Origin of the sequence: Paracoccus sp. N5 (genome assembly GCF_000371965.1) — a bacterium.
In the GTDB taxonomy this organism is placed as follows: Bacteria; Pseudomonadota; Alphaproteobacteria; order Rhodobacterales; family Rhodobacteraceae; genus Paracoccus.
In genome coordinates, this window is the sequence record NZ_AQUO01000001.1 from 1022478 (window position 1) to 1034545 (window position 12068).

At 69.0% G+C, this 12068-nt stretch carries 14 protein-coding genes; 4 read left to right on the top strand and 10 right to left on the bottom strand.

Annotated features, from left to right (window positions below; all coding sequences use genetic code 11):
• Positions 1-7: 7 nt before the first annotated feature.
• A complete protein-coding gene (locus tag PARN5_RS0105150; RefSeq protein ID WP_017998706.1) occupies positions 8-697 on the bottom strand; it encodes a COQ9 family protein in 690 nt (229 codons plus the stop codon).
• A gap of 124 nt (positions 698-821) precedes the next feature.
• On the opposite strand from PARN5_RS0105150, the gene rpsU reads away from it, so the two are divergent.
• Positions 822-1028 carry a 30S ribosomal protein S21 gene (gene rpsU / locus PARN5_RS23305; RefSeq protein WP_011748553.1) on the top strand — a complete coding sequence of 69 codons (207 nt, stop codon included), beginning with the start codon at positions 822-824 and terminating at the stop codon, positions 1026-1028.
• A gap of 98 nt (positions 1029-1126) precedes the next feature.
• Here rpsU and PARN5_RS0105160 read toward each other — a convergent pair whose 3' ends face one another.
• Positions 1127-1585, bottom strand: a complete 459-nt coding sequence (locus PARN5_RS0105160; RefSeq protein ID WP_026155186.1) for an Lrp/AsnC family transcriptional regulator — start codon at positions 1583-1585, stop codon at positions 1127-1129.
• Positions 1586-1722: 137 nt separating this feature from the next.
• Here PARN5_RS0105160 and ald point away from each other — a divergent pair, with 137 nt between their 5' ends.
• Positions 1723-2838: an alanine dehydrogenase gene (gene ald, locus PARN5_RS0105165; RefSeq protein WP_017998709.1), complete on the top strand. Its 1116-nt coding sequence runs from the start codon at positions 1723-1725 to the stop codon at positions 2836-2838.
• 41 nt (positions 2839-2879) lie between these two features.
• Here ald and mscL read toward each other — a convergent pair whose 3' ends face one another.
• On the bottom strand, positions 2880-3317 hold the full coding sequence (gene mscL / locus PARN5_RS0105170) for a large conductance mechanosensitive channel protein MscL (protein ID WP_017998710.1): 438 nt from the start codon (positions 3315-3317) through the stop codon (positions 2880-2882).
• Between the two features lie 293 nt (positions 3318-3610).
• Positions 3611-5998 carry a phenylalanine--tRNA ligase subunit beta gene (gene pheT / locus PARN5_RS0105175; RefSeq protein ID WP_017998711.1) on the bottom strand — a complete coding sequence of 796 codons (2388 nt, stop codon included), beginning with the start codon at positions 5996-5998 and terminating at the stop codon, positions 3611-3613.
• 197 nt (positions 5999-6195) lie between these two features.
• Between pheT and PARN5_RS0105180 the strand changes: the two genes are divergently transcribed.
• Both PARN5_RS0105180 and PARN5_RS0105185 read left to right on the top strand, forming a co-directional pair.
• Positions 6196-6504 carry a TM2 domain-containing protein gene (locus PARN5_RS0105180; RefSeq protein WP_026155187.1) on the top strand — a complete coding sequence of 103 codons (309 nt, stop codon included), beginning with the start codon at positions 6196-6198 and terminating at the stop codon, positions 6502-6504.
• An 89-nt stretch (positions 6505-6593) separates the two neighbouring features.
• A complete protein-coding gene (locus tag PARN5_RS0105185; protein WP_017998713.1) occupies positions 6594-6953 on the top strand; it encodes a hypothetical protein in 360 nt (119 codons plus the stop codon).
• Between the two features lie 956 nt (positions 6954-7909).
• Here the strand turns inward: PARN5_RS0105185 and pheS are convergent.
• From pheS to PARN5_RS0105215, 6 genes are all read right to left on the bottom strand, one after another.
• Positions 7910-9001: a phenylalanine--tRNA ligase subunit alpha gene (gene pheS / locus PARN5_RS0105190; protein ID WP_017998714.1), complete on the bottom strand. Its 1092-nt coding sequence runs from the start codon at positions 8999-9001 to the stop codon at positions 7910-7912.
• Positions 9002-9073: 72 nt separating this feature from the next.
• Complete coding sequence (locus PARN5_RS0105195; RefSeq protein WP_017998715.1) at positions 9074-9418, bottom strand: arsenate reductase family protein; 345 nt, start codon at positions 9416-9418, stop codon at positions 9074-9076.
• Positions 9419-9450: 32 nt separating this feature from the next.
• Entirely contained in the window at positions 9451-10803 is a 1353-nt protein-coding gene (locus PARN5_RS0105200; protein WP_017998716.1) for a cytochrome P450, read from the bottom strand.
• A gap of 168 nt (positions 10804-10971) precedes the next feature.
• On the bottom strand, positions 10972-11331 hold the full coding sequence (gene rplT, locus PARN5_RS0105205; RefSeq protein ID WP_011748559.1) for a 50S ribosomal protein L20: 360 nt from the start codon (positions 11329-11331) through the stop codon (positions 10972-10974).
• 12 nt (positions 11332-11343) lie between these two features.
• Positions 11344-11544, bottom strand: coding sequence for a 50S ribosomal protein L35 (gene rpmI / locus PARN5_RS0105210; RefSeq protein WP_017998717.1), 201 nt, complete (start codon positions 11542-11544; stop codon positions 11344-11346).
• Positions 11545-11652: 108 nt separating this feature from the next.
• Positions 11653-12051, bottom strand: coding sequence for a hypothetical protein (locus tag PARN5_RS0105215; protein WP_026155189.1), 399 nt, complete (start codon positions 12049-12051; stop codon positions 11653-11655).
• Between the last annotated feature and the right edge of the window lie 17 nt (positions 12052-12068).

Genomic DNA, 12068 nt, shown 5'->3' on the forward strand with positions numbered 1-12068 from the left:
TCGGGAATCACCCTCGTCCCCCTCCAGATTCGTGCATCCGCGCGCGCCCGCGCAATTCTCCGGGCAGATTGCGACGTTCCGGCCGCTTAATCCAGCCCGTTGCAAGCTCGGTCAGCACCGAAATGCCCGGCAGCGCGCCGATCCGGCCCTTGAGGGTTTCGAAGCGCATCACCCCCTCGATGCGGCGGTCGAGGAATTCCCGGGTGTCGTGCAGCTCGGGCGAATCATCGCCCAGCCAATAGAGCACCGTCGCGGCCCAGACCGCCGAGAGCGTCGCGCGCTTGGAATACCAGTTCACGTCCTCGGAGCGGTCGCCGAGCCCGTCCCAGATCGCGTCAGCCGTCTCCCACACCAGCCGCGCGCCGAGGCTGGCGTGTTGCGGCAGCGCCAGCACCGAGGCGCCGGCCCGCGCCAGTTCGCGGTCGCTGAGCGACAGCCGCTGCATCACCGCCGCCGCCACCCGGTCGCGGAACCGGCCCTGCGGCGGATGCTGCGCCAGCCAGTCGCGCAGGGCGGCATCGCCCTGGCGGTGATAGGCCGCCGCCAGATCGGCGCCGCCGCGCGGCAAAAGCACCCGGGCCAGCGCCGGCTTCATGCCGATGTCGCGGGCGCCCTCGGCGATGGCGCGATCGCCCATGCCCTCGAAGGCGACATGGCTGAGCGCGGCCCGGATCAGCCGCGCGCGTTCATCGGTCATGGCCTTGTTCCTCCATGTTGTTGCAGAGCGAGCCAGAAAATCTGGACAAGGGCGATTCGCCCTGCTAGAAGGCCGCGTCCTGCAAATCTGCTCAACTTTAACCTAGGAAGGTGGTGACAACCACATGCAGGTAAGTGTTCGCGACAACAACGTCGAACAGGCGCTTCGTGCTCTGAAGAAAAAACTTCAGCGCGAGGGGGTGTTCCGTGAAATGAAGCTCAAGCAGCATTTCGAGAAACCCTCGGTCAAGAAGGCCCGTGAAAAGGCCGAGGCCGTTCGCCGCGCCCGCAAGCTGGCCCGTAAAAAGGCCCAGCGCGAAGGCGCGCTGTAAGACGAGCGACACGTTCGTTTCAGGAAAACCCCCGCTCTCGCGGGGGTTTTTCATATCCGGCGTTTCAGGAAAATCCCCGCCCGCCGGGGGGGATTCATTCACACCGGCAGCGCCGTGGTCTGCGCCACCGTGCGCAGCGAGAACGAGGAATGCATCTGCGCGACGCCCGGCAGCTTGGCCAGGAATTGCCGGTGGATGCGGGCGAAATCGTCGGTGTCCTGCGCCACCACCTTCAGCAGGTAGTCGGCCGAGCCCGCCATCAGGTGGCATTCCAGCACGTCGGGGATCTTGCGCACCTCGCGCTCGAAGGCTTCCAGCAGCTCGTCCGCCTGGCCCGACAGCGTGATCTCGACGAAGACCGTGGTCGGCCGCTCCAGCTTGCGCGCATCCAGCAGCGCGACATAGCCGCGGATCACCCCGGCCTCCTCCAGCCGCTGGACGCGGCGGTGGCAGGCGCTGGCCGACAGGCCGACCTCGGCCGCCAGGTCGGCATTGGTCTTGCGCCCGTCGCGTTGCAGCACGGTCAGGATGCGGCGGTCCGTTGCGTCAAGGTCGATCATCGCTGAAGATCCCGTCGTGACGGGCGCCGGTTCGCGCCAATTCTTCGAAACTAGCCGGTTTCGCCGCGCAGTTTAAGCAGGAACTGTCGGCGGCGCCGTGCCAGCATGGAACGACAGGAAAAGGGAGGATACCCATGAAGATCGGATGCCCGACGGAAATCAAGCCGCAGGAGTTCCGCGTCGGCCTGACGCCAGAGGCGGTGCGCGAGGCCACGGCCCGCGGGCACGAGGTGCTGGTCCAGGCCGGTGCCGGAAACGGTTCCGGCTTCCCGGACCAGGATTACATCGACGCCGGCGCCCGCATCCTGCCCGATGCCGCCGCCGTCCTTGCCGAGGCCGAGCTGATCGTGAAGGTCAAGGAGCCGCAGGCGGCCGAGCGCGCCATGCTGCGCCGGGGCCAGCTGCTGTTCACCTATCTGCACCTGGCGCCCGACCCGGCCCAGACCCGCGAGCTGCTGGAAAGCGGCGTCACCGCCATCGCCTATGAGACGGTGACCGATGCGCGCGGCGGGTTGCCGCTCCTGGCGCCGATGTCCGAGGTCGCGGGGCGGCTGGCGCCGCAGGTCGGGGCCTGGACGCTGCAAAAGGCCAATGGCGGCTCGGGCGTGCTGCTGGGCGGCGTGCCCGGGGTGCGGCCGGGCAATGTCGTGGTGATCGGCGGCGGTGTGGTCGGCACGGCGGCGGCGCGGGTGGCGGTCGGCATGGGCGCCAATGTCACGGTGCTGGACCGCTCGGTGCCGCGGCTCAGCTACCTTGACGACGTGTTCATGGGCCGGCTGACCACGCAATATGCGACGCAGGGCGCCATCGCCGAACTCTTGCCCGCGGCCGACATGGTGATCGGCGCGGTGCTGGTGCCGGGCGCCGCCGCGCCCAAGCTGGTGACGCGGGCGCAGCTTTCGCTGATGGAGCCCGGCTCGGCGCTGGTGGATGTCGCCATCGACCAGGGCGGCTGTTTTCAGACCTCGCGCCCGACCACCCACCAGGATCCGGTCTATGCGGTGGACGGGATCATGCATTACTGCGTGGCGAACATGCCCGGCGCGGTGGCCCGCACCTCGACCCGGGCGCTGGGGAACGCCACCCTGCCCTTCGTGCTGGCGCTGGCGGACAAGGGCTGGCGCCAGGCGCTGCGGGACGATCCGCATCTGCTGGCGGGGCTGGCGGTGCATGAGGGCGTGCTGGCCTCGGCCCCGGTGGCCGAGGTGCAGGGCCTGGGCTGGCAGCCGCCCGAGGCGCTGGTCGCCTGAGGCCTTGGGCCGGCGCGGTCCCCCCGCGCCGGCGCCGGGGATCAGGCGCGCTGCGCGCGCAGCTCGTCGCGGATCTGCAGCAGCAGTTCCTCTTGCGTCGGGCCGGCGGGGGCGGCGGCCTCGGCTTCTTTCTTGCGGATGGCGGCGGATTGCAGCTTGTTCACGCCCTTGACCAGCAGGAACACCGCCCAGGCGATGATCAGGAAGTTGATGACCGCCGACAGGAACGAGCCATAGGCAAAGACCGAGGCGCCCGAATCGCGCGCCGCGGCCAGGCTGGCGCCCTCGGGGACGGTGCCCTTCAGCACGACGTAATGGCCGCTGAAATCGGTGCCGCCGGTCAGAAGACCGATGATCGGGTTGATCAGATCGGCAACCAGCGAATTGACGATGGCGGTGAACGCCGCGCCGATGATGATCCCGACGGCAAGGTCGATGACATTGCCCCGGGCGATGAATTCCTTGAATTCCTTGATCATGTGCTTACCTTTTCGAACCTGTCGCACCTGTTAACAAATGTGCGCATAACACGTTGCCGGAATCCAGCCCAGACGGAACGGAACCACGACCGCGCCGATCGGCTGTCCCGTCACGCACCGCCGGAGCGCGCCGCGAGGAATACGGGCCGATGAAAAGTCGTCCCCTGCTTGAAATCATGCCAAGAGGAAAAACCGGATCGCACAGCGGCGTCAAGCCAGCCGGGCCGAATTTCCATGAAAAACAGTCGGGAATCGGCGCCCCGCCGCGACGGGCGGGCGGGGCGCCGGATGTCCTAGCCGCGCAGCGTGCCGCCGGTGGCCTTGCCCACCTTCTCGACGATCTTCGCGCTGACCGCCTCGATCTCGGCATCGGTCAGGGTCTTGTCCCTCGGCTGCAACCGGGCGGTGATGGCGATGGACTTCTTGCCGCCCTCCAGCCCGGTGAACTGGTCGAAGACCGTGACCCGCTCGATCAGCGCCTTGTCCGCGCCGGCCGCCGCGTTCACCAGCGCCAGCGCCTCGACCTGCGCATCCACGACAAAGGCGAAGTCGCGCTCGACCGCCTGCAGGTCCGACAGCACCAGCGCCGGGCGCGAGGGCGTGCGGACCTTGGGCAGCGGCACCGCGGCGATGCGCACGGTAAAGCCGACCGCCGTGCCCTTGATGCCGAAATGCTTCAGCACGCGCGGGTGGATCTCGCCGAAGGTCGCCAGCGTGTTCGGGCCCAGCGCGATATTGCCGGCGCGACCGGGATGCCACCAGCCGTCCAGCTTGCGGTTGACCTGCGCCTTGGCCGGCGCGCCCACGGTGGCCAGCACCGCCTCGGCATCGGCCTTGGCGTCATAGATGTCCACCTTGCGGCGCGAGGCATAGGGGTCGCGCGGCGCCGTCGCACCGACCAGGATGCCGGACAGATGCAGGTCCTGCTCGCCCGGCTCGCCGCCGCTGAAGACCGGGCCGCATTCGAACAGCGCCAGGTCCATGAAGCCGCGCGCCTGGTTGCGCGCCGCCGCCGCCAGCAGGCCGGGCAGCAGGTCGGGGCGCATATGCGTCATCTCGCTGCTGATCGGGTTCTCGATCCGCACCGCGTCCGAGCCGCCGCCGAACAGCGCCGCCGCCGGCTGGTCGATGAAGCTGTAGGTGACGCATTCGTTATAGCCCAGGCTCGCCGCCATGCGCCGCGCCGCCGATTCCCGGCGTTGCAGCGGCGTCAGCACCGGCTGCGGCACGCCGGCCTGCGGGCGCGGCAGCGGCTGGCCTTGCAGCTTGGTCAGGCTGGCGATGCGGGCGACCTCCTCGACCAGGTCGGCGCTGCCCTGCACGTCTGGGCGCCAGGACGGCACGAAGGCCTGGTCGCCCTCCAGCCGGAAGCCCAGCGCCTGCAAGGTCGCGCGCTGTTCCGCCTCGGGGATCTCCATGCCGACCAGGCTGATGACCCGGGCCGGGTCCAGCCCGTAGCTGCGCGTCGTGTCGGGCACGGCTCCGGCGGTGACGACCTCCGAGGCCTCGCCGCCGCACAGCTCGAGGATCATCCGCGTCGCCCGCTCCAGCCCCTGTTGCGTGAAGGCCGGATCGGCGCCGCGCTCGAAGCGATAGCGGGCGTCCGAGTTGATCTTCAGCGCCCGGCCGGCGGTGGCGATGGCGATCGGGTCCCAATAGGCGCTTTCCAGGAAGACCTCGGTGGTTGCCTCGGAACAGCCCGAAAGCTCGCCGCCCATGATGCCGGCGATGCTTTCCGGGCCCTGTTCGTCGGCGATCACCATGGTGCCGGGGGCGAAGGCATAGGTCTTGCCGTCCAGCGCCAGCAGTTCCTCGCCCTCGGCCGAGGGGCGCACCACCAGGTCGCCCTTGACCTTGGCGGCGTCAAAGACATGCAGCGGCCGGTTCAGGTCGAAGGTGAAGAAATTCGTGATGTCGACCAGCGTGTTGATCGGGCGCAGGCCGATGGCGGTCAGGCGCTTTTGCAGCCAGTCCGGCGAGGGGCCGTTCTGGACGCCCCGGATCAGCCTTCCGCTGAAGAACGGCGCCTTTTCGGCCACCTGCGGATCGATCACCACCTTGATCGGGCTGGGAAAGCTGCCCGGCACGGTGACATCGGCCAGGGGCTTCAGCCGGCCCAGGCCGCGCGCGGCCAGGTCGCGGGCGACGCCGCGCACGCCCAGCGCATCGGGGCGGTTCGGGGTGATCTTGATCTCGATGACCGGATCGACCGCCTCGGGGCGGTTCGCGGCCAGCCAGTCGACGAATCTCTCGCCGACCTCGCCCGAGGCCAGCTCGATGATGCCGTTGTGTTCGTCGGAAAGCTCCAGCTCGCGCTCGGAGGCCATCATGCCATGGCTCTCGACGCCGCGGATCTTGCCGACGCCCAGCGTGGTGTCGAGCCCCGGGACATAGTCGCCGGGCTTGGCCAGCACCACGGTGATGCCGGCGCGGGCATTCGGGGCACCGCAGACGATCTGCTTCTCGCCCTCGTCGGTCAGAACCTTGCAGACCCGCAGCCGGTCGGCGTCGGGGTGCTGCACCGCCTCCAGGACGCGCGCAATGGTAAAGGGCGCCAGCCTGGCGGCGGGGTCCGTCACGCCCTCGACCTCGAGCCCCAGGTCGGTCAGCGCCTCGGTGATCGCGTCCAGCGAGGCGGTGGTGTCGAGATGCTCCTTGAGCCAGGAGAGGGTGAATTTCATCGGCGAGCGCTCCGTCGGGTTTGGCCGTCCCTTAGCGCATGGCGCGGCGGATTGGTAGGGGCGCGCGGGAGGCCGCGCTGGCCGACGGCCGGTGCACGGCCTGTGTACGCGCGGTGTACGCCCCGTGCGCCCCCGCATCTTGCAGGAAACCCGGCCCGCCCTATATGTGAAGGGGATTAACATGGGCATGGGGGCCGATGGACACGCAACGGGAAATGCTGATCGAGCAACGGGTCGCGAATGACGCCAAGTCGCCGCTGGTTGCCTATCTGCTGGCGATTTTTCTATGGGGCTTCGGCGCGCACCGGATGTATCTGGGGCGCTGGTTCAGCGGGCTTTTCATGCTGGTCTTGTGGGGTTTGGGCTGGCTGACGGCGCCGATCCTGATCGGCTGGCCGCTGGTCGGGCTGGTCTGCCTCTGGGCGCTGATCGACCTGTTCCTGATCCCCGGCATGATCCAGCAGGACAAGGACGCGATGCGCCGCAGCCTGGGCTCGCGCTGGTAGATCAGCCGCCCAGCGCCAGCAGCCCGAACGGCAGCCGGCGGATCATCGGGGCGGCGGGGCGCGATCCGGTTCCGGTCGTGGAGGGATGGATGGAGACGGCTCTGGTGGTGGTCCTGGTGCCGCTGATCTGCGGCGGGGCGCTGTGGCTGTGGTATCTGGCGCGGGATTCCCGGCAGGGACGGCTGCTGATCGTGGCGCTGTGGGGCGTGCTGCTGGCAATGAGCGTGATCGCGGGCGAGCCTTGGGTATTGGTGATGGGCGCGGCCACGGTGATGATGGGGGGTCTGGGTCTACGGGATGTGGCGGTATTGGTGAGCGCGCATAGTCAGCCCGGAACCACGATCCCGGCACGCCGCAGATCGGGCCCGTCAAGGATCGACTTTTTCGATGTCCCGGGCGCGGGGCCGGCCCTGCATGGCCGCCTCGATGCCTTGCGCAAGCAGCAATGACCCGAGGATGGCAAAAATTCCCAGCGCGAATCCTGATACCCCCGCTGTCCGTCCCGCCACGAGAACCAGGGGATGGGCCAGGTAGACCCACATCGAAAGCCCGGCGCACCAGCCTGAGAGCCGCGTCGGTGCGACTCTGACAGCCAGAACCACGAGCGCGACACCGGTTCCGGCAAGAATCGTGAGGTTGTCCGCCGAGTGCCGCCCGAGGGTCAGCATGAGCCAGCAGAGGATGAGGGTTTCCGCCGCAATGCGCCAACCGCTTGTGAAGCAGGAAATACCGACAAGCACGGGATCAGGCCGAAACTCCATTGTGCGAACGGGATGACTTCAGGGGTGCCGAACAGGCAGAATGCGGCTCCCGACAGCGCCGCGATCGGAGCCACGATCCGGCGCGGCCAGCATCGGCGTGAGCATCGCGGCCAGGAAGGCGAAGGGAGAAACCAAAGATGCAGCGAACTGCTTGTCAGAAGCATGTGCCATTCCCATCGGCCAAGCGGCTGGTGATGGCGCAAGGAAAGGGCCATCCCGAGCACGTCGTAGATCACCGACCCACGCAGGAACGGCAATAGGAGACGCTGCGCCGAACCCGCAAGCCGGCGCGGGACGGCATGGCGAGCAGGACCAGAAAAAAGGCAGCGCCGCATAGGCCAAGCGCGCCCGATGCCTGGCTATGGAACCAGACTTGCCCATCGCGGCGATGAGGCGGCCGTAGTCCACCCGCCCGTTGCGCTGGGGGAGCGTCTGCGTCCGAGGGCGCTGGGCTCATGTCCTGTCCGTGCAGACAATATCGGCGCGGTGATACACAACAACACAGCCGCTGCCGGCAAGTTTAAGCCGATCCACGCTTTCGGATGCAACATGAAAGATCGGCGGGACAATTGCTCGGTCAGCCTCCAGCCGTGCCGCCGCCGGGAGGAGCCGTCAGAGCCGATGCCGAAGACCAGGGCGCTTGGTCACCGCGACAGCCCACCCGCCACGCTCGGCACATCTCCCGCGGCAAAGCCGTAATGCCGCAGCCAGCGCAGGTCGCTTTCGAAGAAGGCCCGCAGATCCGGGATGCCGTATTTCAGCATCGCGATCCGGTCGATGCCCATGCCGAAGGCGAAGCCCTGCCATTGCTCGGGATCGATGCCGCCCGCCGCCAGCACCTTGGGATGCACCATGCCCGAGCCGAGGATCTCGAGCCACGAATTCCCCTGGCCCAGCGTCAGCTTGCCGCCCTCCCAGGAGCAGCGGATATCGACCTCGGCCGACGGCTCGGTGAAGGGGAAATGCGAGGCGCGGAAGCGCAACTCGACCTCGTCGAGCTCGAAGAAGGCGCGGCAGAATTCCTCGAGCGTCCATTTCAGGTTCGCCATCGAGATGTCGCGGCCCAGGGCCAGGCCCTCGACCTGGTGGAACATCGGCGCATGGGTCTGGTCCATGTCCATGCGATAGACCCGGCCGGGGGCAATGACGCGGATCGGCGCGCCGGTTTCCTGCATGGCGCGGATCTGCACCGGCGAGGTATGGGTGCGCAGGACATGCGGCGGGCGCGGGTCGCCCGTCTCCCGGGCCATGAAGAAGGTGTCGTGCTCCTGCCGGGCGGGGTGCTCGGGCGGGATGTTCAGCGCGTCGAAGTTGAACCAGTCGGATTCGATCTGCGGCCCCTCGGCGACGCGGAAGCCCATGTCGGCAAAGATCGCGGTGACCTCCTCGGACACCTGGCTGACCGGGTGGATGGTGCCCTGCGGCCGCGGCCGGCCGGGCAGGGTCACGTCCAGCCATTCCTCGCGCAGCCGGGCGTCCAGGGCGGCATCCTCGAGGCCCTGGCGGCGGGCGCGCAGGGCGGCATCGACCTCGTCCTTCAGCCGGTTCAGCGCGGCGCCGGTGGTCTGGCGCTCTTCCGGCGTCATGCGGCCCAGTTCCTTCATCATGCCGCTGATCTCGCCCTTCTTGCCAAGGGCGGCCAGGCGCACCTGTTCCAGCGCATCACCGTCACCGGCGGCCGAGATGCGGTCGAGATAGGTCTGGCGAAGGGCGTTCAGGTCGGACTGGTCGGACATGGGGCAGGCTTTCCTTGCGGTTTGCCCGCCGATTAGCACGCAGGGCGGGCCGGGAAAAGCCTCGCGACGGCTCTAGCGGGTCAGGGTTTCCAGCGCCAGCTCGGCCGGGCGGCACAGGCGCACGCCGCCGGGGCCACAGACGATGGGCCGCTCGACCAGAAGCGGGTTCTCGACCATGGCGGCAAGGATTGCCTCGTCCCCGGCCTCGGGCAAGCCGCGCTCGGCGGCATCGGTGCCCTTGACGCGCAGGGCCTCGCGGGGCGTGACGTCGGCGGCGGCGAACAGGCCCAGCAGCTGGGCGCGGGTCCAGCCCTCGCGGGCATAGTCGACGATCTCGGGCTCGTGCCCGGCGTCGCGGAGCATCTGCAGCACCTTGCGCGAGGTCGAGCAGGTCGGCTTGTGATAGATGGTAATCATGGCGGCGATCCTGCCCCGGCGCGGGCCGGCTTTCAAGCCCGGCGCGAGACCTGCAGCCAGACGCCGCCATGCGGGCGCAGGGTCAGGATCATGCGCGGCTCGGGCCGGCGCCCGGTCAGCGCAAAGCGCAGCCGCGAGACCAGCGTGGCCAGGATGATCACCGCCTCCTGCAGGGCGAAGCTGGCGCCGATGCAGATGCGGGGGCCGGCGCCGAAGGGCAGGAAGGCGAAGCGGTCGCGGCTGACGCCCGGCGCAAAACGGTCGGGGTCGAAGGCGTCGGGGTCGTCCCACAGTAGGCGGTGGCGGTGCAGCGCATAGATCGGCAGCATGATGGTGTCGCCGGGCCGCACCTCGCGCCCGCCCAGGGTATCGCGGCTGCGGGCGGTGCGCGACAGGAAGGCGGCGGGCGGATAGAGCCGCAGCGCCTCCTCGACCACCTGGCGCAGATAGGGCAGGCGCGGCAGGTCGGCGGCGGTCGCGACGCGACCGCCCAGGGCCGCGTCCGCCTCGATGGCGGCGCGGGCCTGGACCCCGGGATCGAAGGCCAGCAGGTAAAGCGACCAGGCCAGGGTCAGCGCCGTCGTCTCATGCCCGGCGACGATGAAGGTCAGCAGGTTGTCGCGCAGCTCGGCGGCCGTCATGCGCCGTCCGGTCTCGGGATCGGCACCGGCGCGGAGCAGGTCCAGCAGATCCGGCACCCGGCGCGGCCCGGCGGCGGCCCGGGCACGGATCGCGCCGTCCGCGACCCGCTTCATCCGCCGCAGGTCGGCACCGGCGAACAGCCGGCCCGGCCGCGGGATCCAGCCCGGCAGGCCCAGGACATCCAGGACCGAGATCCGCGCCGCCCCGGCGATATAGGCGTCGATGGCATGATGCACGGCAGCGCGGTCAAAGCCCTCGTCGCCGGAAAAGGTCACGTCCGAGATCACCTCGAAGGTCGCGGCCACCATCTCGGCAAAGACATCGACCGGCCCCTCGGCCGAGGCCAGCCGCGCCGCGCTCGCCTCGGCGGCGGCGCTCATCACCGGACCCAGCGCCTCGACATGACGCTGGGCAAAGGCCGGGGCGGCGGCCAGGCGCTGCCAGCGCCAATGCGCCCCCTCGGCCACGAACATCGAACAGCCCACCGCCGGCCCCAGGATCAGCCGCGTCACCAGCGACTTGGGATAATCCTCGACGCGATCCTTCAGCACCACGCGCAGCGCCTCGGGATCCATGACCATGTGCCAGCGCTTGCCGGTCTTGCCCGAGACCATGGGCTGGCGCACGGCGATCTCGGGGATCAGCTCCAGCACATTGCGCCGCGCCACCATGGCCGAGGCCAGCACACCGAGCGGCTTGCGGTGCAGGGGCACGCGGACGGGAAACTCATGCGGCAAGGACATGCCCCGCAACCCCGCCCTGCCCCGCCGGGTTCCAGGGACAGCTTCTCTTTTGTGGAAATATCCCGGGGGAACGCCGGGCCTGCCCGGCGTGGGGGCAGAGCCCCCCGGACGCAACGAAAAAACCCGCGCCGGGGCGCGGGTTTCCGTGTCTCTGCCAGGCCCGAAGGATCAGGCGGCGGCTTTCGCCTGCGCGACCACGGCGGCAAAGGCCTCGGGCTCGTGCACGGCCAGGTCGGCCAGGACCTTGCGGTCCACCTCGATCCCGGCTTTCGCCAGCGCGGCGATGAAGCGCGAATAGGTCATCTCGGCATCGACGGCGCGCACGGCGGCGTTGATGCGCTGGATCCACAGCGCGCGGAAATTGCGCTTGCGCGTCTTGCGGTCGCGGGTCGCATACTGGTTGGCCTTGTCGACGGCCTGGGTCGCGGTGCGGAAGTTGCGCGAACGGTTGCCGTAATAGCCTTTCGCCGCGTCCAGAACCTTCTTGTGGCGGGCGTGGGTGATCTTACCCGATTTGACTCGTGCCATCTCCGGTTCTCCTTAGCGGTTGTAGGGCATGTATTTCTTGACGATCTTCGCGTCCGCGTCGGACAGGATCATGGTCCCGGTCACATCGCGGATGAATTTCGTCGAGCGCTTGATCATGCCGTGGCGCTTGCCGGCCGGGCCGGCCTTGACCTTGCCCGAAGCCGTCATCGAGAACCGCTTCTTGGCGGCCGCTTTGGTCTTCATCTTCGGCATTTTACTCTCCTTGCGGTCAGAGTGAACGCACGACTCGGCAATGCCATATCGGCCGGCCGCGCGGGTGGAAGCGTGCCCTATAAGGGCGCGCCGCGAATTTGACAAGCCTTATTGGCTGGCCGGCGCCGCCGGAGCGGTCTCGGCGGCCGGCGCTTCCGCGGGGGCCTCGGCAGCGGGGGCCGGGGCGGTCTCGACAGGGGCGGTCTCGACAGGGGCAGGCTCGGCGGGGGCGGTCTCGGCCGGCGCGGCAGCCTCGGGCGCGGGCGCGCTCACCGGATCGGTGCCCAGAGTGATCTGGCCATCCAGCAGGCGCTGCCAGCTTTCCTTCAGCGCCTCGACGCCGAAGGGGCGCGGGTCCAGCCAGGCGCCGGCAAAGACCAGGACCAGGCCCAGCACCAGCGCGATGGCCGCGCCGCGCGGCGCGCGGGTGCGCGCCACCGAGACGATGGCCAGCAGCACCGACAGCACGCACAGCGCCACGCCGGCCAGCAACAGGATGTCGATCATCGGATCACCTTTCCGTA

What these genes read in the sequence shown, in the direction of transcription:
- PARN5_RS0105150 (WP_017998706.1), bottom strand. Translation starts at nt 697, where the DNA reads ATGACCGATGAACGCGCGCGGCTGATCCGGGCCGCGCTCAGCCATGTC.
- rpsU (WP_011748553.1), top strand. Translation starts at nt 822, where the DNA reads ATGCAGGTAAGTGTTCGCGACAACAACGTCGAACAGGCGCTTCGTGCT.
- ald (WP_017998709.1), top strand. Translation starts at nt 1,723, where the DNA reads ATGAAGATCGGATGCCCGACGGAAATCAAGCCGCAGGAGTTCCGCGTC.
- mscL (WP_017998710.1), bottom strand. Translation starts at nt 3,317, where the DNA reads ATGATCAAGGAATTCAAGGAATTCATCGCCCGGGGCAATGTCATCGAC.
- pheT (WP_017998711.1), bottom strand. Translation starts at nt 5,998, where the DNA reads ATGAAATTCACCCTCTCCTGGCTCAAGGAGCATCTCGACACCACCGCC.
- PARN5_RS0105180 (WP_026155187.1), top strand. Translation starts at nt 6,196, where the DNA reads ATGGACACGCAACGGGAAATGCTGATCGAGCAACGGGTCGCGAATGAC.
- PARN5_RS0105185 (WP_017998713.1), top strand. Translation starts at nt 6,594, where the DNA reads ATGGAGACGGCTCTGGTGGTGGTCCTGGTGCCGCTGATCTGCGGCGGG.
- pheS (WP_017998714.1), bottom strand. Translation starts at nt 9,001, where the DNA reads ATGTCCGACCAGTCCGACCTGAACGCCCTTCGCCAGACCTATCTCGAC.
- PARN5_RS0105195 (WP_017998715.1), bottom strand. Translation starts at nt 9,418, where the DNA reads ATGATTACCATCTATCACAAGCCGACCTGCTCGACCTCGCGCAAGGTG.
- PARN5_RS0105200 (WP_017998716.1), bottom strand. Translation starts at nt 10,803, where the DNA reads ATGTCCTTGCCGCATGAGTTTCCCGTCCGCGTGCCCCTGCACCGCAAG.
- rplT (WP_011748559.1), bottom strand. Translation starts at nt 11,331, where the DNA reads ATGGCACGAGTCAAATCGGGTAAGATCACCCACGCCCGCCACAAGAAG.
- rpmI (WP_017998717.1), bottom strand. Translation starts at nt 11,544, where the DNA reads ATGCCGAAGATGAAGACCAAAGCGGCCGCCAAGAAGCGGTTCTCGATG.
- PARN5_RS0105215 (WP_026155189.1), bottom strand. Translation starts at nt 12,051, where the DNA reads ATGATCGACATCCTGTTGCTGGCCGGCGTGGCGCTGTGCGTGCTGTCG.